This window comes from Priestia sp. 40 (assembly GCF_049368575.1).
Lineage (GTDB): Bacteria > Bacillota > Bacilli > Bacillales > Bacillaceae_H > Priestia > Priestia zanthoxyli.
Genome location: NZ_JBMPZA010000015.1, coordinates 1 through 20,584 on the forward strand (window position 1 = coordinate 1; position 20,584 = coordinate 20,584).

At 37.7% G+C, this 20,584-nt stretch carries 17 protein-coding genes and 1 riboswitch; of the genes, 2 read left to right on the forward strand and 15 right to left on the reverse strand.

Annotated elements, in window-relative coordinates; all coding sequences use genetic code 11:
- Window positions 1-159: 159 nt before the first annotated feature.
- Complete coding sequence (locus ACO1DI_RS14935; protein ID WP_423145432.1) at window positions 160-354, forward strand: hypothetical protein; 195 nt, start codon at window positions 160-162, stop codon at window positions 352-354.
- Window positions 355-597: 243 nt separating this feature from the next.
- A riboswitch (SAM riboswitch) is annotated at window positions 598-697 on the reverse strand.
- Window positions 698-866: 169 nt separating this feature from the next.
- On the opposite strand, the gene ACO1DI_RS14940 is transcribed toward ACO1DI_RS14935, so the two are convergent.
- From ACO1DI_RS14940 to ACO1DI_RS14985, 10 genes are all read right to left on the reverse strand, one after another.
- Window positions 867-2,186 carry an aspartate aminotransferase family protein gene (locus tag ACO1DI_RS14940; protein ID WP_423145433.1) on the reverse strand — a complete coding sequence of 440 codons (1,320 nt, stop codon included), beginning with the start codon at window positions 2,184-2,186 and terminating at the stop codon, window positions 867-869.
- A gap of 360 nt (window positions 2,187-2,546) precedes the next feature.
- Window positions 2,547-3,134, reverse strand: coding sequence for a histidine phosphatase family protein (locus ACO1DI_RS14945; RefSeq protein ID WP_423145434.1), 588 nt, complete (start codon window positions 3,132-3,134; stop codon window positions 2,547-2,549).
- Between the two features lie 12 nt (window positions 3,135-3,146).
- Window positions 3,147-3,953 carry an alpha/beta fold hydrolase gene (locus tag ACO1DI_RS14950; protein WP_371905388.1) on the reverse strand — a complete coding sequence of 269 codons (807 nt, stop codon included), beginning with the start codon at window positions 3,951-3,953 and terminating at the stop codon, window positions 3,147-3,149.
- Between the two features lie 36 nt (window positions 3,954-3,989).
- The gene (locus ACO1DI_RS14955; RefSeq protein WP_014461362.1) at window positions 3,990-4,364 is read right to left on the reverse strand and encodes a DUF1992 domain-containing protein; all 375 of its coding nucleotides are present in this window, start codon (window positions 4,362-4,364) and stop codon (window positions 3,990-3,992) included.
- A gap of 443 nt (window positions 4,365-4,807) precedes the next feature.
- The gene (locus tag ACO1DI_RS14960; protein WP_423145435.1) at window positions 4,808-7,681 is read right to left on the reverse strand and encodes an ATP-binding protein; all 2,874 of its coding nucleotides are present in this window, start codon (window positions 7,679-7,681) and stop codon (window positions 4,808-4,810) included.
- A complete protein-coding gene (locus tag ACO1DI_RS14965) occupies window positions 7,671-8,039 on the reverse strand; it encodes a response regulator transcription factor (RefSeq protein ID WP_115653157.1) in 369 nt (122 codons plus the stop codon). The genes ACO1DI_RS14960 and ACO1DI_RS14965 overlap by 11 nt, the downstream gene beginning before the upstream one ends.
- Window positions 8,040-8,041: 2 nt before the next feature.
- On the reverse strand, window positions 8,042-11,290 hold the full coding sequence (locus tag ACO1DI_RS14970) for a hypothetical protein (RefSeq protein WP_423145436.1): 3,249 nt from the start codon (window positions 11,288-11,290) through the stop codon (window positions 8,042-8,044).
- Window positions 11,287-12,696, reverse strand: a complete 1,410-nt coding sequence (locus tag ACO1DI_RS14975; RefSeq protein WP_423145437.1) for a glycosyltransferase family 2 protein — start codon at window positions 12,694-12,696, stop codon at window positions 11,287-11,289. The genes ACO1DI_RS14970 and ACO1DI_RS14975 overlap by 4 nt, the downstream gene beginning before the upstream one ends.
- Complete coding sequence (locus ACO1DI_RS14980; protein WP_423145438.1) at window positions 12,686-13,735, reverse strand: HEAT repeat domain-containing protein; 1,050 nt, start codon at window positions 13,733-13,735, stop codon at window positions 12,686-12,688. Before ACO1DI_RS14980 ends, ACO1DI_RS14975 begins: the two co-directional genes overlap by 11 nt.
- Complete coding sequence (locus tag ACO1DI_RS14985) at window positions 13,736-15,343, reverse strand: GGDEF domain-containing response regulator (RefSeq protein ID WP_014461368.1); 1,608 nt, start codon at window positions 15,341-15,343, stop codon at window positions 13,736-13,738.
- 481 nt (window positions 15,344-15,824) lie between these two features.
- On the opposite strand from ACO1DI_RS14985, the gene ACO1DI_RS14990 reads away from it, so the two are divergent.
- Window positions 15,825-16,340 carry a GNAT family N-acetyltransferase gene (locus tag ACO1DI_RS14990; protein WP_014461369.1) on the forward strand — a complete coding sequence of 172 codons (516 nt, stop codon included), beginning with the start codon at window positions 15,825-15,827 and terminating at the stop codon, window positions 16,338-16,340.
- A gap of 29 nt (window positions 16,341-16,369) precedes the next feature.
- Here the strand turns inward: ACO1DI_RS14990 and ACO1DI_RS14995 are convergent, their stop codons facing one another.
- The 5 genes from ACO1DI_RS14995 to ACO1DI_RS15015 form a co-directional block, all read right to left on the reverse strand.
- Complete coding sequence (locus ACO1DI_RS14995) at window positions 16,370-17,104, reverse strand: sugar phosphate isomerase/epimerase family protein (RefSeq protein ID WP_014461370.1); 735 nt, start codon at window positions 17,102-17,104, stop codon at window positions 16,370-16,372.
- Window positions 17,105-17,197: 93 nt separating this feature from the next.
- Window positions 17,198-17,332 carry a hypothetical protein gene (locus ACO1DI_RS15000; RefSeq protein ID WP_255266897.1) on the reverse strand — a complete coding sequence of 45 codons (135 nt, stop codon included), beginning with the start codon at window positions 17,330-17,332 and terminating at the stop codon, window positions 17,198-17,200.
- A gap of 143 nt (window positions 17,333-17,475) precedes the next feature.
- Window positions 17,476-18,282, reverse strand: coding sequence for a carbohydrate ABC transporter permease (locus ACO1DI_RS15005; RefSeq protein WP_013055640.1), 807 nt, complete (start codon window positions 18,280-18,282; stop codon window positions 17,476-17,478).
- Between the two features lie 68 nt (window positions 18,283-18,350).
- A complete protein-coding gene (locus ACO1DI_RS15010) occupies window positions 18,351-19,205 on the reverse strand; it encodes a carbohydrate ABC transporter permease (RefSeq protein WP_423145439.1) in 855 nt (284 codons plus the stop codon).
- Between the two features lie 72 nt (window positions 19,206-19,277).
- Complete coding sequence (locus tag ACO1DI_RS15015; RefSeq protein ID WP_014461373.1) at window positions 19,278-20,555, reverse strand: ABC transporter substrate-binding protein; 1,278 nt, start codon at window positions 20,553-20,555, stop codon at window positions 19,278-19,280.
- Between the last annotated feature and the right edge of the window lie 29 nt (window positions 20,556-20,584).

A 20,584-nucleotide genomic window follows, 5' to 3' on the forward strand; every position in this document is an offset into this window, starting at 1 on the left:
TGTTGTGCCTGTACTTGGTTCAGTTATGCAAGCCGATATTAACCCTTCTTAGAAGCTGAGGGACTGCGTTTTCGCATTTATCGTGAAACGCTTTCGCGTTTTTCGTGCGCCGCTTCAACGAGAAGCTCCTCGGTAACTTCAGTTAAAAGTGTACGAGGTGTGGTCACAAAAAATGTAAACCCCCTTGTGTCTATTACAAAAAAGAGCTCAAAATCTTGGGTACAAAATAATCGCGCCTACGGGCGAATTGACTGGCAGTGGAAAGTTGCAGCTAAAAATGCTGGAATCAAAAGACAAACCGCTTATGGTACGGCTTCTGGCGTTTCAGGCGGATCTACAGCTACAGTCAATTGATAATGAGGAATAAACGATGAAAAAAATGATGTGGTGGATTATTAGTATTACGACCGGGGTACTTTTACTAGGAATTCTGGTAGGTTATTTATCATTTTACAGCATATAAAAACAGCAGGTAATTTCGCCTGCTGTTTTTTATTTAAATGTCATATTCTTGTCATAAAATTAAAACCTCCACTTACAGTGTCTAGGTGCCTGTAAGAAGAGGTTGGGATCACAATTGTTAGTAAACCTGGTCTCTTCTTATCTTTCAAGCACTGCTTGTGGGAGTTGGCACGGTTCTATAAAGTCCGTTGCCGAGGTTTCACAGGGCCTATCCCTCCACCTCTCTTGATAAGAAGTTTGTCGAATTTTGTTGATAATTGTTGATAAGATAAATATTATGTTACATGCTGCACAAACAGATGTCAACTACTTTTCAGAAAATTGTTTTCCCTCTAAAACTATGATATCGCTACCATTACTATGACAACTAGGTTACAAATATATAAATTTTTTATATTTTTTTATTACGCTTTTACAGCTGACTTTTTCTCAAAAGAAGTAATAGCTTCATCTAGCATACGAATGCCGGCATCTATCTGTTCTTTTGTTACAGTAAGCGGAGGTACCATGCGAATAACTTCACTTGCATTTCCGCAAAAATAAAATAACACGCCTTTTTCTAAAGCTAAGTCCAGAATCTCAAATAAGGCGTCTCCATCGCCTTCTCCCGTATCCGGATTAACAATTTCAATTCCAATCATAAGTCCTAAACCACGGATATCCCCAATAACTGAATGTTTGTCCTTTAAAAGATGCAGCTTTTCTAACGCATAAGCGCCCATTTTTCTCGTGTTATCCAGCAGTTGTTCTTCTTTCATCACTTCAAGAGTTGCAAGGGCTGCTGAACATCCAATAGGATTTCCTCCAAATGTTGTACTATGTGTGCCAAGAGGCCACTGCTTCATTAGTTCTTGAGAAGCTACCGTTGCACTAAGCGGAATTCCAGAAGCAATTCCTTTTGCTATAGCCATAATATCTGGTACGACATCAAACGTTTGTCCAGCAAACCATTCGCCGGTACGGCCAAACCCTGTTTGCACTTCATCGAAAATAAGTAATATTCCATGACGATCACAAATCTCTCTTAACTTCTTCATCCAACTTTTCGGAGGAATAATATAGCCGCCTTCTCCTAATACTGGTTCCAAAATAACGGCCGCTACTTCTTCAGGCGTGACTTGGTGCTTAAAGAGTATTTCAAAATCTTTTTCAAGCTTTTCAGTAAAGTATACATCGCTGTCTAGCTCCGCAGAGCACTCTTTTGGATTGGCATATGGAATTTGATATGTCAGTCCCGAAGGCTGCTGAAATTGTCTATATTTGCTTTTCGATGTTGTAACACTTAAAGCTCCCATCGAGCGGCCATGAAAACACCCTAAAAAAGAAATAACATACGGACGTTTTGTAACATGCCTCGCTAATTTCAAGGCTCCTTCAATTGCTTCGGTGCCGCTATTTCCAAAGAAAAAGCAGTCTAAATTGCCCGGCGTTACTTTTCCTAACTCATCGGCTAATTTTAATATCGATTCGTACATAATCACACCTGAAGGACCGTGCAATAATTGATCTGCTCCGTCTTTAATTGCTTTTACTACTTTCGGATGTCTGTGTCCTACATTTGTCGTAGCGATTCCAGAAGTAAAATCGAGATATTCTTTACCATCCAATCCATAATAATAACATCCTTCTTCTTTCACAACGGGCAGATTCGGATGGTCTTTAGCCATCGTCGGTGCTAGCAACTCAGGCATTCTTTCAAATAAGTGACTCCAATCTTTTGACATACTACATCCTCCTTGAAATTATACAAATCAATTAATCTTATTCCGAAATATAGTTACTTATTAAACAATATTAGGAAATTCAGTTATACTAAACGCTTTAATAGAATAGTAATAAAACTTATTTTACTATGCATTTTTATCAAAATCAATTGTATAAATATTTATATATAAAATTAATATGCGGAGTCTCATCCCTTCCGCTTTTCACGCAGGAGTCTTCGCCTTGCCCTCCAATCAACAGTTAGAAGTACTTACATATACGAAACCTACGTTCACCATCACCATAAAAAAATCCGAACGATTAATCGTTCGGATTTCCCCTCAACTAAAATGCTACTGTCACAGCCTCTTTAAGTATATTTATTCAAGATGCTTGGCATCGTTGATCGTTTCAAGACGCCATTTTCCACTTTCATAAGCAAAAGTTGTAAGTGATGTATTTTGTAAAATAGTAGTCCCTGTTCCTTGTTCTCCGCTTGTTACATGATGAATGAATGTATTAATTGCTGCCCCGTGACTAACAACTGCTACTTTCTTTCCGATAGACTTCTTCATAATTTCCGTTAACCGCTGAACCATCCGTTCTTGAGCGGCTTCGAGTGTTTCGATATTATATAAAGGCTCTTCTCCCCAATTTGTCGCATAGTTTGGCACAAGCTCATGCAGAACTTCTACATTCTTTGATTCTAGTTCTCCAAAAGAGCGCTCACGCAGCTGCTCACAAACCTCGACTTTCTCTACTTTAGCAGCTGCTGCAATTTCCCTAGCCGTCTCCTGCGCACGAAGCAAATCGCTTGTATAGATTACATCAATATGGATATCTCGAAAACGTTCCGCTACGCGTTTAGCTTGTTGCTTTCCCGCTTCGTTGAGCGGAATATCAGCATGCCCTTGAATAAGTTTGTTTTTATTCCAATCTGTTTGGCCGTGCCTAATTAAGTAAAGCATCGTAATCCCCCTTTAATCTCGTTTTAGAAATTGATAGACAGCTTTATCAACCTCTGAGCTTTCATGTAAATCCGAATGTGCTTCATGAAACGTTTGGAGATGAATGTGTTCGGTAAACTCTTGCAGTCCGTACGCACTTTCTACTGTTACCACTCCATCTGTCTTATCTCCAACGTCTCCTGCTCCTGAAAAAACGTCGATTTCTTTTGAGAAATCTTGACGACTTTCGTACAGCTTATTTAACGCTATAGAGTGAAAAGCTAAATCACGAGCACCCATAGATTCAATATGATTGCATGCATGAGGGTACATCTCCATTAACTCCTGATAATCTAATCCTTGAATTGGCGACCCTAACGTAACTAACTTTTGAATATATTGAGGGTTAGACAAACTAACAGCTGCTGCCGTTACTCCTCCCATACTATGTCCAACTAAATCAACAGAAGATGCTTTATATGTATCACGTACATCTTGTATAATAGCTTCAATCCATTTTTGCTGCTGTGCAATACTGGCATCTGGCTTTTTAAAGACGATATGAATAAGCGGAAGTTTTCCCTCTTTTGCTTTCATAATATGCTTCCACTGAATAGCTCCATCTTTTTGAACAACGCAGTAGCCTACTTTAGTTCCCCATCCGTTTTGTTCAAATCGTTTAATCATTTTCCCTAAGCTTTTTTGACTGCCTAAATAGCCATGAATAAATAAAACCGGCACATTTTTCGATTGGGCACCTCGTTTTATTTGTGGGGCAAAAATATAAAAACAAAGCGAAATAAATAGTATGATACTGATCAATAAAATTAACAGCCGCAAGTTCTCACCCTCCGATCGTCTCGTCCATTACACTCATTAATAAAAAAATTTGGAGTAAATTTTATTCTGATACGTCCTATAAGCTGCAGAACTTGTCATCTTTTTCTTGTCAACGAGCTGCTCAAAGCGCAAACGCTTTTCCGTAAGCATCTCTGTTAGCCTTTGTTCTTCATTAGCATCTGTGCATATAGAAATCAATTCTTCTATTGTAGCCATATCTCGTTTTAGCTCTTGTTCATCACTTATCATATTTGCATTTTTTAACATTCTATATGCTTGGCGCAGTTCTTCAGGTATATGTGACAAATCTTCTAACTTTAATGGTTTTCCTTCCCCAGGCAGCTTATCAAAGTCACCGTCTTTTATTGCTTGTCTAATTCTTTCTTCAGCAATTATATACGCAATATCCAAGGAAAGACCTCCTTTAAGCAAATATAAAATTCAATCTTACCTTCTATATAAAAGATGTATAACAAACACAGCTTTTATAACCGTATTTTTTATTATACTATGATTATAAAAATTGAACTACCTTCACTTCTTGGATAGACTCCCCTCCCTTTGTGAAATAATTCCCAGAGCTTCATGCCTTTCGCTATCAAACTTTCTTAACTAGCTGAAATTCAATAAACGATTCTGCATCAGGTTTTGTTATCTTATCTTACTATATTTATACAAAAAAGCCTCCTTACGCATGTAAGGAGGTGGAAAAAGGTAATTCTAAGGTCATCATGTTATGCCTACTTTCTATAAAACCACAATTTGAGAACGTTTTCAATGTTTTTTTATCTTACTTTACTAATTTTCTTTTTATATGGTGAGGCTCCGCAAAAATAACGGAGCTGCCCACATTTCTACTCTTCTTTATCCGAAGGAATCATAATTTCTCCTTCATGCTCTTGCCTTTTCAAAAGCAGATGGAGAATCGTTTTGGATAATTTACTAGGCTGATAAGGTTTAATCAGAAACTCACACACTCCAAGCTCTAATCCTTTGCTTCTTTCGTCTAAAGCAGATGAGATTAAAATAGGAATTTTTTCTGTCTCTGTATTTTCTTTGAGATGTCTTAAAACATCCCATCCGTCTAACTTATTTTCTCCTAGCATAATATCTAGAACAACCACTTCAGGCTTTTGCTGATGAATAGAGTTTAATGCGTCTTCTCCATTGTTAAAATACCGAACGTGAAAACCGCTTTCTTTTAATTCTACCTGTAAAAGCGTCGCTAAACTTTTATCATCTTCTACAATCACTACGCTTTTACGGTTATCATTCGTACTTATCATCTCTTCATCGTACTGAACTTCATATAGAAGCGGGAGAACAACCGTGAATGTTGTTCCTTTTTTCCATTCCGATTGTACAGTAATGTCTCCACCATGAGCTTTTACAATTTCTTTTACAATTGCTAATCCTAGACCCGTTCCGCCAATTTTGCGCATATCGGAGTTATCTACTCTGTAGAATTTGGTAAACAATTGACCTAGCGCTTCACTTGGTATACCAATTCCTTCATCTTGAATATCAATATAAACAGCGTGTTCCTTTTGATACACTTTAACTGTAACGTTCCCTCCATCGGGCGAATATTTCACTGCATTGCTAATTACATTATTAAACAATTGCAGCAGCTTATCTTTATCTCCCATTACTGTAAAATGCTCTTGATCAGAAATCATATCAAATTCATGCTTATTTGTTTGTATTTTCTGGACCTCAATCACCTGCTTAATAAGCGGCAGAATGTCTTGATACTTTTTATCGTAGGTTTGTTTCCCCGCTTCCATTCTTTGGACGTCCAGAAAATCGTTGATTAAAGACGTTAACCGCTGTGCTTCCTGATAAATAGTAGTTAAATACTTCTTCTGCCTTTCTTCTTTTAATGTTTTGTTTAGCATAAGCTCAGTGAACCCTAATACGCTTGCTAAAGGTGTGCGCAGCTCGTGACTCACAGTGCTTACAAATTCCGACTTCATCTGATCAACTTCAAATTCTTTCGTAATATCACGATGAACGAACAATACGCCAAACATCTGACGGTTTCGATATACGTATTCGCTATAAACTTTTATAACTTTTCTCTTACCTTCCGTGTGCAGGTAATAAACAAAAGACTTTTCTACTTGCTCTCCCTTACAAACGGCTTCAACGTATTGTCTTAGCTGCCCTATATTTTCGACTTTTTGAGAGAGCGCATCTAGCCATTGATCGAGAGAGAGCTGAAGAAGCCCGCTTTGATGCTCATATTGAAACAATTCGCTAATCTTCGTATTCACTTGTAGAATCGTACCGCTTGTATCTACAAGCTGCATTCCTTCTTGAATCGAATTTAAAATATCTTGAGATAGCAATCGGTCGTGCTCAGACTCTTCGTAAATATAAATTTTTTCAAGAGCAATTGTGATTTGTTTGGCCAGTATTTCAAATGTCTGTAATTCATGTTCTGTGTATTCATCCGCGTAGCGGCTGTAAAACATATAGGCTAGCATATCTCCCTGTGAAGACAGCACCGGTACGATAACATCATACAAATAAAACGTTTGCTGATGATATAGGCGCTCATGTTCTGTACACTCTCTTTTTACTACCATGCATTTTTTCGTCTGCTGTACATGATCAACATAATTATTATGAAGATTTGCTACCATCTGTTGAACACTTGATGAAGAAAGCCCAAATGAGGCATGTGTCTTTTCATCAGCTAGCATAATAAAGCCGTGATCAGCTTTCATCACCCGGCTCATGTTTGTGACAGCACTCGTGAGAACTTCTTGCTTGTGAAGAGAATTTGTTAGTCCGTGCACAAATAAATTGCGCAATTCTAACTCTCCTTCTCGTTCCTTTGTCAGTTCTAATGCGTGCTGAAGTTCATCTTGCTGGCTGTGCAACTCATCTTGCTGTGCAATCAGCTCCTCGTTTTGAGCCGTTAACTCCTGTTCATTATTTTGCAAAGTCGATACCATTTTGTAAAAGGCCTGAGATAGCATACCGATTTCGTCTCTTCTATGTTCGTCAAATGTTATAGGCATTTCTTTTCCGGCAGCAATCTCGCTTGCCGTATATGCTAGCTGACTCAGTGGCTTTACAAACTTATTTAGCAGTACCCGTGTAAGTAACAATAAAATGACCACTGTAAACGCTAAAAATAAAATAAAAAGCGTTTGACTTTTCTGCATGTCACTCGACGTATCATCGTACTGTGCATTTAAGTCTTTGGCTAGTTCGTTTTGGTAATCATCAAGTTCTCTTTGCATTTGTTCAATTGATTTAGAAGCAGCTTTCCGCTCAGAGTTAGAGCGGACTCCTTCAATACCTTCTTTGTCATAAATATCTTTAAAATAAGGAAGCGTTTGATTAAAGTACGTATTTAGCATCACAGTCGCTTCATTTACAAACGTACGTTCACGTCTATCTGCAGCTAAACCTGAAAGTCGATTAAGATTTTCTTCAATGATTCTTTGCTGACTTGTAGCCTGTTTGTACATATCCTCTGAATCAAAAGCAATAAAACCACGAGCCTGCAAAAAAGCTCTGTTCATTGATTTATCAATTGTAGATAACAGCTGTGCCTTTTCTCGTACCTGTGCCCTGTACTGGGCATAATCAGCTGTAATTTCTTTTTGTCGTACGACAAGAACAGTTGAACCCGCCGCAAAAGCAAGTAAAAGGACACTTGCCAAGATAATAAACTGAGTTGAAATACTTTTTCGTTTTAGTTTAGTGTTCATGTAAAATTTCCTCAACACGTTCGGCCAGTAAAAGCGGGCTAAACGGCTTAGACATAAAATGCGTAGCCCCCGCTTCTAACACTCGACTTTGATCAGCAGCTTGATTCTTAGCTGAAAGCATCAATACTTTTGTATGGCACTTATCTTTCATTTCTTTCAGCTGCTGAATGACTTCAAGCCCGGTGAATACGGGCATCATATAATCCAAAATAATTAAGTCAAAATCACGTTCTTTAATAAACTCCAAAGCTTCTTCGCCATTTTCTGCTTCCGTCACATCATGTCCTTCATCTTCAAGCGTATCCACCACCAACATACGAAGCACTTCTTCATCTTCCGCTAATAAAATTTTGGCCATTGTTATTCCTCCGCTTGTAGTCGTCCATACGTTTTTTGCAATATGAAGTAGGACGGCTTTAGTCGTTCGTGAAAAGTTGGATACTCCCAATTTTTCCACTTGTATAAGTAAAAATCTTTTAATAAAAGTTCTCCTTTTTTCTGAGTCGGAAACGTATCTTCAACGTCATTGCTCTTCTTATTAACAGCTACGACTCCCACTTGAATTCCTTTTATTTTCTCGCTGGATTCCAATCCTTTTTTGGACCAAATATCTCCCATTATTTCTTTTTGACTCGGGTCTTTTACATTTAAAAGCGCCCAAGGAATGCGAAGTTCAGCACTTCCATTTGATTCGTTTACTTTAAAATCCGCAAGCGAATCAAATGAAGAAGAGTTAGGGTCGCTATTTCCTTCTTGGAGCTTCCCTGTTTCATAGGCGTCAAAAGGAATGGTTCTCTTATTTTCCCCCTCTCCAATCGCTAACTCTTTGTTAAGGGCGAGCCTGATTGGATTAAACATGCCGTTGTCTTTTGTATTGGTTCCTTTTACCGCCGGAATCATTTGAAGCTGATGAGCATATGAAAAATAATACGTATCGTAATAGCTGTCTATCCATAAATGACTGTCTTCTTTCCCGTTTAATTCTGCTACAAAATCAATTCCTTTTGTTTTTAAGGAAGGGATTTGAGGTATCTTTGACTGTCCCTGATTATTAATCGTGTTAAACAAGAAATAAAGCTTTTGATTTTCCAGTTCTTTTGTACTCACGTGTAGATATAAATAACCTTCATCACTTGTAATGTTCAATGCTTTTAACTTCTTAGACGGCTTATATGCCGACTTACTGTTCAGCTTTTTCCAATCATCTGATTTACCGTCTACTTTAACTTTTAGCTTCGTTCCTGGATCAAAACTCAGCAGTCCAAAATGCTGCTCTCCCGTTTGCAAATTCGTCCAAAATGGCCTTCGATTCGGATTGTCGTACTCCATCGTATTCCACGTTCGCTTAAACCATTCATCTTGCCATGTAAAGACCATACCGCCAGCCATTTTTTCTTCGACAATGTCTTCATATAAGCGTGACAGAATCTTTCCTTGTTCTTGTTCCGTGTGAAAGCCTTGATCCCATCCGTATACGTTTCTATGAGTGAGTCCTCGCGAAGCCGGAATGCCAAATTCAGCAACAAGAACGGGCATATGATGAACTTCTTTCATATTTTGCAAATAGCCTGCATAGTTATTTTTCTCTCCTCGATGATCTTTATAAGCGAGATAACGAGGTTCATAGTTTAAGAAATCAGGATAGTACGGATAAATATGATAAGAAGCAAATAAGCCCGGCTCAAATTTTTTAGTTGTGTGAATTAAATTAGGATTAACAGACACTTTATCTTCGTCTTCAGAAGGCTCATATGGATGAGTAAGCAAATCCGTCGTCACCCAGTTTGTAAAGCTCATAGGCCGCTGCCAATCATATTTATCCTGCTCATAGGAAATTGTTTTTTCCATAAGCTGAGCAAGCCAAATTTCAAAGGGGTTGCCTGTTTCGGTATAGATATACTGCCCCTTAAAATCTTTTATTCCTTTATGTTTTTCATTTGTTGAAAGAGCTACCGTGGGATCCCATTCAACTCCTATAATCCACCCCAACACATAAGGAGAAACGTCTGCTGTATACGTTCCGCTAGCATGTCCCGTTCGTTTTGGCAGTGTTGCATTTCCATGAATAACGTTTACAATCCTTTTCATTTCAGCTTCAAATTCTTTTGTATTTTCCTTTGCAAAAGCATCTTGTGAATCATAGAAAACTTCTTCATTCACCCATACCCCATGAAAAAGATAAATGGGTTTCTTGGCTTTTTGATTATACTCAGCAAGTGCTTCATAAAAGGCGGGAGGATGAATGGTGTATACGCGGATTGAGTTTGCATTCATCTTTCCAATTTCTTTAAACCAACGCAAATATTCTTCTTTCGAAATAGCAGTCTCACCGGGGAAATGTCCTGGCTTACTAATGCCCATATTCACTCCTTTAATCAACAAATTCTTCCACTTGCCATTTTGATAAACTTGTAAATAATCTTTTCCTACTTTCCCTGCTACTTTATGGTCAGCATCTTCATAAATTTCCATATTTTCATTAAAAGTAGCAGCGGCTGGCTGCGATTCGTTTTTCCGTTGCTCCACAATCTTGTTCATTAGCGGCAGGTAAACAGTCCAGTAAAATGAAGACTCATCTTCTTTTCCAATTTTCTCTGTCCACTTCTTCCAAACCGGGTAAAAAGAGGTTTGATAAATGGAAGGTACTTCTCCTTGATCTGCAAAATCTCCTGCAAAGTAATAGGTATCATATCGCTCTCTATTATGATGAACGACTGCTGGTATGGACAAAGGAATACCATTTTCCTTTAGCTTGTTTTTTCCTTCAGAATCCAAGTGAAAGACAAACTGAGCCTGCACATCACTTTTTTGATGCGGTGTAATTACGTCAAACCAATATTGATAAGCAGATTCATCCTGTAAATTCAATGTTTTCTTTCCTTGTTTTGTATATTGAAACCATACTGGATTTTCTTTTAATTCTTTTTCCGTTATAATAACGAGCTTATTAGATTCATTAACAAACAGTAAGCCTTTGCCTGTAAGGTTCCACTCTTTGTTGTACTGCTTTTTGTAAGCACTTTTCACCCAAGCAGGAACTTCTTCACTGCCGAATTCCTCAAAATAGCGGCCAATCCAGCCGGACCACGTAACATTGTACAATTCATACAGTTCTTTACGAACGTCTAAAGAAGTAGGGCTTCCAAATGTATTAAACTCTCCAATCAGCGTTTTTGTACGTCCATTCATCGCTTTCTTAACGTAGCTCACGTCTTCAGAAGTCATGCCGCCATACACCAGCTGAGAGCGATCTCCTTCTTTAGCTTTTACGCCTAAATCTTCTTTGTATACGCCGTACGTGTCCGTGATATAAATCATATCTGCAGAGTTTGTCTTTGGCAGAGATTTAATGCTGTATGTTTTATCTCCATTCGGATAAAACCCTGCATAATCTTTTGAGATTTCATAAGGCTTCCCCTCTTTCCGTACTTTCGCTTGATTCAGCATCCACATTAAGCCCTGATGTTCTCGAAACGTTTGATCCGGCACTGTTTTATCAATGACAAGCATATTCAAATCAGTCGGTTTCTTTAGCTGCCAAATAAGAAATGGGGAAGCTGTTACTGCCATAACCAAAATAATGCTGCCGATTAATAACCATTTTTTCATTGTGAAACTCCTTTTCGCTGCATGTCTCCCCAGCCTTTTTTATTGCGAATAACATCCAACAATCCATGACAGCGCCATATAACAGTTAGAGGGCGATACCAAAAGGATTCAGTCAGGGAAAAGACAAACAGCTTAGCGATATCAGATACTTTTGGATATTTGCGAAGACTCCACTCTTCTAGCAAAACGGCCGCCATCGAATAAAGAGAACCATATACAACCATTAAGAGAAAAAGCAAATAAGCAAATTCTACATAAATCCCGCCTACAACTAGAGAAATAACAATAAACAAATAGCCTAACATTTCCATGACCGGCCCGATTAGTTCAATAAACACAAAATAAGGCATAGAAATCATTCCGATACTTCCGTATTTCGGATTAAACAGCATCTCTTTATGCTTCCAAAGACTATCAAATAAACCGCGGTGCCAGCGGTTTCGCTGTCTTCGCAAATATTTGATTTCATCGGGTGCCTCTGTCCAGCATACGGGATCTGGAATATAAACAATTTGATTGTTGGCTTTTTTCTGTTTAATTAGTCGGTGCAGGCGAACAACAAGCTCCATGTCTTCGCCGACTGTATGAGAATAACCCCCAGCTTCAATTACCCAGCGCTTAGAAAATACGCCAAATGCCCCTGACACAATAAGTAATAAATTATGGCGACTGAGACCAATGCGCCCCATAAGAAAGGCACGTAAATATTCAATAATCTGCATCACAACAAGCGGCTGCGTATCAAGTCCAATCGATACGACCGCACCGTTTTCGATTTTACATCCGTTAGCAATTCGAATACTTCCCCCTGAAGCAATTACTTCTCCGTTTGAATCAATAATTGGCTTCATAACTTTTAAAAAAGCGTCTCTTTCTAACACTGAATCGCCATCGATCGAACAAAAATAAGGATAGTTGGATAAATTAATTCCTGCATTTAATGCATCTGACTTTCCCCCATTTTGTTTATCGACTACATATAAATAATCGTATAATTTAGAACAATATACAGCTTTTACTTCTTTCGTCTCCACTTGCTTTCTCACAACTCGATTCATTTTCACAAGAGAAAACTCTTCGATGAGCTTTTCTAGCGTATCATCTGAAGATCCGTCATTTACTACAATTACTTCATATTCCGGATATTCAATTCCAAGCAGCGAACGCACGCTTCCAATAATCCCGACAGATTCGTTATAAGCGGGAACTAATATAGATAACGGCGTTGTATAGCTGACCGCAAGCAAATCTTCATAAGGTTCTTCATCATTTAATTGATATTGCTTTCGCAGTTGAAAAGCAGAGATGATAAACATCATAAAATAAAAACAAAGCACAAAAATCATATATGCAAATACAGCCCATCCGCAAATGGACAATAAAAGATGCCAAACACTATTCCACAACCGTAATTCCTCCTTTTTCAAGCCATTCTGCTGCCATATCTTTCGAAAACTTGTCATCAGTCGTTTTATATACATGAACTAAGTATTCTGTACCTGTTGGGATTTTCATCATTGACTGAGCAGCATTCGAACGCACAAGAAAATGAGAATCTTTTAGCGACTGCTCGAGAAATGACAATCCCTTCTCATCTCTCGTTTTGCCTACTAGTTTTGTAGCCATCATTCTTTCTTGCCACATATCTGATTGAAGATGTTTCGTGAGCTCCTCTATTTTTAATGGAAAAGATAAAGCGTTAAGTGATTTCAACGAACGAATTCGCAGTTCTTCTGATGAACTTTTCATGTACACTTTTAAGAAATCTATATACTCTAATTTACGATTGATACCGATCATATCAATGAGTGGCAGCTGAATTTCTTCTTGCAGGTCTTCAAATTTATTAATAAATTGCTGAAACTGCTCACTGTTCATAGTTCCAAACAAAGAGCGGTACATAAATTCAGACAGCGGTTTACAGGCATTCGTCATGTATATAACAAACTCAGGGCGGTTCAGCTTAACTAAAATCTTTAAAATTTGATTTTTTTCAGCCGCTGTACTATTTTTTTTCTCATACATTTCTAGTAATTGGTCTGTTAGCGTAGTAAGACCAAAGTCTTCAATAGCATAAAGGGCATTCATTCTGACACTCCACCTAGAATGATGCAGCTCTTTTTTATATTTAGGTGTAAAAACCTTCTCCGCATAGAGCGTGATGTTATTTAGAATGTCATCGCCTTGCACGGCTGCAGAAAAGCCGCTCAATAGTTCTTCTACACCTGTCAGCTCTATTTTATTTTTAGGCTCCACCCGATGCTCTTCATCTTTTCTATATAAGTAAATGAAAAGAGATTCTTTAACACTCTCTTTATAGGATTCTACTTTTGCTCGAAAAGCGTTTAAACGCGCTTTTTGAATAAGTAAATAACTTAAAAAACAAACCAACAGCAATAGCAATCCGCTAAATAAGATATATACCACTTGAATTGACATCGCCATTTATTTCACCTTCTTCATTAAATGACGTACGCGCGCTTCAAGCTCCATTAACTTAAATGGCTTTGTCATGTAATCGTCTGCCCCAAGTTCTAATGCTCTTTGAATATCTTGTTCACTGTTTCGTGATGTAAGCATAATAACCGTGTACTGATCGTGACGTTTCTGCTGTCTTAATTTTTGCAGAACTTCCAAGCCATCCATCTTAGGCATCATTCCATCTAAAATAATAAAGTACTGATCGCTAGAGTGAATCCATTGGGACTCAAAAAATTCGATGCCGTCTTTAAACACTTCTATTTTCACTTCATAGCGATCTCCTACATCAATCTTACTTAAAAGCTCTTTCAGCATCGTTCGAATGATAGAATCATCATCGATAATAGCCATACGAAGCGTTCGCTTTTTAACCAGCTTGCTTTGAGAAGAAGCTACAATTTTTTGACGTCCTGATTCCTTCGCTATATATAATGCTTCATCAGCTTGATGAAGAGCTTTTTCTAACGGCCATTCATTGTTATGAACTTCTACAACTCCGCCGGAAAAGCTGCAATAAAACGAATCGCTTTGATGTGTGAAAACTTTTTTCACAAAGAAATCCAATAGCCTATTTAATACTGTTTCTGCCTCTTTTATATTGGTTTTTGGCAGTAAAAGAATAAATTCTTCGCCTCCATATCTAAAAATGTGATCTGTTGGACGAATTTCATGCTTCATATACTCTACAAATTCTTGCAGCACGCGGTCTCCCATAAGATGTCCATATTGATCATTTATTTTCTTAAAGAAATCTAAATCTAAAATCGCTAAACAAAAAGGATCTTTTAAGCGGTCGAAGCTCGACAGCTGCTGACTGTAGATTTCTTTTAAATACGTTCGGTTATAAGCTCCTGTTAATTCATCAAACATTAAATAGGAGTTAAACATCTGCTTTCGTTCAATATGGTGACCAATTCGAAGTAGACTTTCTTCCATATCAAGAGGTTTAACAAGGAAGTCATCGGCCCCTAATTTAAAAGCCTTCAAACGCGCCTCTCTTTGATTATCAACGCTCATCATGACAATCGGAACGAACAGTTGCTTTGTTTTATCACGTAAAAATGAAAGAATGTCAAATCCGCTACCGTCTTTCATATGTACATCTACAACAAAACAATCCGGCTTTAATTCGTAAAAAGCCGTAATGGCTTTTTCTTTAGATGCAGTTGCTAATACGTACCAGCCTTGTTTTTCAAACTGTTCTTTTAAATACATCAGCATTGAAAGATCATCGTCCACAAGTAAAATATTAGCTGTTTGTTCACTGATTTCTAGCGGTTTATTTATATCTTCTACGGATTGAATTTCATCTTGATAACAAATTTTAATAATATCTAATAAAAAAGTATTCAATTCGGCGTAATTCCAGGTTTTTTTCTGTTTTTTTTCAACAGCTTCCATTAACTCACGGGAGCGATCTCCTAAATAATGCAGTCCAATAGTTGCAGACGTTCCAGAAATTGAATGCAAAAAGCGGTACACCTCTTCATGAAGTATTTCTTCATTTTGATCAGTCCACTCTTGCAGCTGCTTACGCACATTAGCTAATAATGCAATTTGATATTTATCCATCTTATACACCCTTTGTTCGATATAGTTAACACTTACCCCATATTACTCCATCCATTTTTCTATAATATTTTGTAAGTAAATGAAATATTTTCTTACTTTTATTTTAAGTATGTTTTTTCCAATTGAAAAGTAATTACTCTTTAACCATACTTTTCCTCCAATGATTTTACTTTAAAGTGATTCTTTTTTCACCTATTATTTTTCCTTATCAATAAGTAAAATGACCTGTTACCTCCTTTATAAATAGACCTTCAAACTTATTGACAAAATTAATGAGTCTTTGTTAACCTTATACACGTTGTGAAAAATTTAAAAGTGAATGTTAAGGAAAGCAGCCGTTTTGATGAACGATCAATCAAATCAGGTTCTTTCCTTTTTATATTTTTACTAAGGTAGATACTTTATAAAGTTTCGCTTTATACACCGTGTTCTCTTTGTCATAGGCGCGTTTAGACCGAAAACAGACGGAAAGGAGTATAAAATGTTTACTCAGCTTACAGAAAAAAACCAAAATGCAGACGAACTAAAAGAAACACTTGATGATTTAGAGTTTCAGCTGTTTCGCATGCAGGATAATTTAAAAGAAATAGCCAAAAAGTATGAAGTTATTGGTGTTGATCAGCCTGAAGATAATCAGTTAGTTATTGTATCGGCACAAAATGATGGAAGTGCATGTAAAATTATGCTAAACGAATGCACAAAAGCTTATAGAGGATCTTGGGATTTTGCTATCGACGGCGTATATGAAGATAATCACACGATTTTTATCGGTGACATTAAAGGGCCTGCTAATAAAGGATATGGCTCTGTATGTATGAATTATTTAAAAGAAGTAGCGGTTGATCAAAATGTTCATGTCATTAAAGGCGATATCGCTGAGCGTGACTGGGATCATCTCGAAAGATTAATTCATTTTTATGAAAAACATAACTTTGAAGTAAATATTGATTATACGAATAAGTGCGGAGAGATTGAATGGACTCCAGCTTATCAATAAAAAACGAACAGACGCTGTCTGTTCGTTTTTTATTTGATATATGCTAAGCTTTTTTTAATACTGCTAAGAGGACTTTCTATGCACTGATCTTGTTCAACGATCCACCATTTTACGCCTGCTCTATGTCCTTCGTGCATTACAGCCTTTACATCTACTCCTCCGGTACCAAGAGGAGCAAAAAATTGCTCGCTGTCTGTTGTCATATCTTTTAAATGGATAAAAGGCGTCCGATTTTGATAATGCTTCATCCACTCCACTGGATCTTCGCCTGCTTTAGTCAGCCAATAAATGTCCAGCTCTACGTTTACCTCAGTTTCTTCTAAGATCGTGTGGAGAGCTGACTTTCCAGTTGACAATTTCTTCAGCTCAAAATCATGATGATGATAGCTAAACGACATGCCTTCTTTTTTACAATACGTATCAATATCATTTAAAGAATCAATAAGTTCGTAATACCCTTTTTCCGTTTGACGTTCAGGCACTAAATAAGGACAAACAATATGTGAATTTCCGACTTGCTGTTCAAAGTGAATCACTTGCTCTAAATTTGATTCTAATTGTTCAAGCGGCACATGACTAGAAGCTGGCTTCAGCTGCAAATCCGTTAACCATGCTTTTACTTCTTGCGCTGTATATCCTTCGTACCCTGCAAATTCTACCCCTTGGTATCCTAAAGCAGCTACTTTTTGAAGCGTCCCTTTAAAGTCTTTTTTCGTTTCTTCACGCAGCGTATAAAGCTGAACTCCTACAGGTATTTCTCCCATCTTCTCTCCTCCTGTTCATTAAGAAAGTGATTGAACTATGGCTAAATCAACCCAATCTAAAGACGAACAAATTGAACTAGTATGAATTACTTGTTACACAGCTGTTGATTTCCGTGCAAGACTTCGCTTTCCGCGGGCGGCCGATGAGCCTCCTCGTCGCTTACGCTCCTGCGGGGTCTCACCTGTTCCGCTTTTCCCGCAGGAGTCTTCGTCTTGCCCTCCAATCAACACCTAGAAGCAATTAACTACAATTAAATCTACGTTCATCCTAGAAAGGAAAAAATCCGAACGAATTTGATTCTCGATCAACAATCAGATTCTTTCGGATCCTCCTTTAACTAACATACTTTTTTCTCAACATCTGCTGCTTTTTATTTTACTGCACTTCCAAGCATTCCTGAAATAAAATGACGCTGAAGTGCCAGGAAGAAGACAATGATTGGAATGGTTGCAATCGTTACCCCCATCATTACTTGACCGTAATCAATAATCGATAAGCCAATTAAGCTTGAAAGAGCAACTGGCAATGTAGCCATTTCGTTAGATGTAGTCGCAACTAAAGGCCACATAAAGTTATTCCACTGTGTCATAAATAAGAAAATAGCTGCTGCAGCCATCGCAGGCTTCATAGAAGGAAGCACAATGGTTAAAAAGATTCTCATCTCTCCAGCACCGTCCAAACGCGCCGCTTCGATCAGTTCCGTTGGAAAAGCTAAAAAGTTCTGACGTAATAAAAAGATGGCGAACGGAAAGCACAGCTGCGGAACAATAAGAGCAAAATACGTATCAAGCAAATTAAAATTCGACATCAGCTGAAAAAGCGGAATGAGCGTTGCTTGATATGGAATCATCATGGACAATAAAAGCGTAGTGAAAATTGCGTTTCGGCCTTTGAATTCAAATTTAGATAGCGCATATGCAGCTGTAGAACAGACCATTAAAGCTACAATCACATACACGACTGAAACAAATACTGAGTTAAAAAAGACCCGCCCTAAATCAATTGAAGCATTTAAATTTTGTAGATTTGTCATAAATTGATCGCCAGGCTTCAGCGTTGGAGGGTTTGTAAACATTTTTCCTGATTCATTCGTAGCGCCGATAATCATCCAGTAAAAAGGAAAAATAGAGATAATCGTGAACAGCCCAAGCATGCTGTATAATCCTATTTTGCGCATGATGTTACTTTTCTTTTTAACCTTAGGCGCGGTAGCTACTGCAGTTGCTTCTACTCTCTCTAATACACTCATGATTTATCACCCGTAAATTTAAATTGGAAGAACGTTAAAATACCGACTAATAATACAACAACGTACGCAATGGCTGAAGCATATCCAAAATCAAAATATTTAAAGCCATTTTGATAAATATATAAGCCTAGCGTCATCGTGGAATCAGCAGGGCCGCCTTTTGTTAAGTTAAAAGGTTCGTCAAACAATTGAAGCGTGCCAATTGTTGATAAAATAGTAGCAAACAAGATAACGGGTTTTAATTGTGGAACCGTTACGTGGAAAAACTTTTGAATACGATTTGCCCCGTCTAAATCAGCTGCTTCGTAAACTTCATGAGATAAACTTTGAAGAGCTGCTAGAAAAATAACCATGTTATAACCTGTCCATCTCCAAGTCATCGCAACGATGATTGAGACTTTAGCCCAGAAAGGATCTCCCAGCCACTGAATGGCATCGATACCGAAAAATCCTAAAATAGTATTCATAATTCCTTCATCTTGAAGAATGATTGAAAACAAAATAGAGTAGGCAACTAGTGACGTTACTGCCGGCAAGAAAAATGAAACTCGGAAAAAACCTTTTAGCCTTAAAAGCTGACTGTTTAACGCGTTAGCTAGTACAAGTGCTAATAAAATCATTACGGGCACTTGAACGATTAAAATAATGCCGGTATTTCCAAGCGCTTTCCAGAAAATATCATCTCCAAGCAATCGTGTATAGTTTGATAACCCGGTAAATACATACTTTCCGCCTTCCATGCTCTGAAAGCTTAGAATAAAAGAAGAAAAAATAGGGTAGATGGTAAACAGCGCAAACAGCAAAAGTGCTGGAGCAATAAATAAGTAAGGCAATGATTTATTTGTGTTCATGATGACCTCCTAGTACCGCAAGAAGAAGAGATAGAAGGCAATTTTCTAAAAATCACCTTCTATGCTTCTTGATTATTTTTGAATTCGGTTTTCTAAGCGTTTTTGAGCTGCTTCAAGCGAGTCTTTAACGCCCTTACCATTTGTTACTTCTGACACAGCTTTGACTGCTTCACTGTTTGCAACTGAGTAATTGCCTGTAAAATTAACCGGTTTAATATCTTTCATTTCATCTGCGAATGTTTTCCAAATCGTTTGATTGTTAAAGTACTCATCTTGTGCAGTGAATAATTTTGAAGAATATACGGTATTTAATGATGGGAATAATCCACCCTTCATCGCTTCTTCTTGAACTTTATCCGTTGTTGAGAAATACTCCATAAATTTGTACGCTTGATCTGCTTTTTGACTAGTTGCTGAAATCACATAGTTGCTTCCGCCTAAGTTAGAAGCACGGTTGCCTCCTTCTTCAAACGAAGGTAATAAAAACACTCCCCATTTTCCTTTTAAATCTGGAGCCTGTTGCGTAATAGAACCGGATAGCCAAGCACCCGATGGTGAACTTGCTACTTTACCTTCTGCTAAAGCACTGATTGAAGCATCCCATCCCACTGTATTTTTAACAATGCCTGCTTCTTTTAACTTCTTATTTAATTCCATTGCTTTTTTCGCTTCTTTAGAAGTTAAATTTAATTTTCCTTTGTCATTAAAATAGAACGTACCTTGCTGTGTCAGCGTCATTCGGAATAAGCCATCGTCATTATTAAAATCTAATCCTAATAAATCAACGCCAACTTTTTCTTTAATTTTTTTACCAGCCGCAATGTAATCATCCCATGTTTTGATGCTGTTTGGATCTACACCTGCTTTTTCAAAGTAATCTGTGCGATAGAAAACCCCTGTTGGACCTGCATCAAACGGGAAGCCGTACATGTCTCCATCCTTTGATAAAAGAGCTCTCTTAAACTCTGGAAACTTATCTTCTTGTTTATCGAACCCTTTTTTAGATAGGTTTAAAAATGCTTTTGGAAATGCATCCAAGTATCCTTGGAAACGATCGTCTTCTACTAATACAATATCAGGAAGGCCTTTTCCGCCAGCTTGCAATCCTGTTGTTAATTTTGAATAAACATCTTCACGTCCCATATCCACTACTTTTAATTTAAATCCTGGGTTCTCTTTTTGGTATTCTGCTGCTGCTTTCTTTAATACCGGTACGTTAATATTCCAAGCCCATGCAACAACTTCTTTTCCACCGCTACCACTTGTTTCATTAGCGGACTTTCCTCCGCATCCTGCAAGTACTAGGGTTAAAATGAGTGCAAAACTGATTAAACTAAACCAACGTTTCAATGAATACCCCTCCTATAATCTCGTCTCCT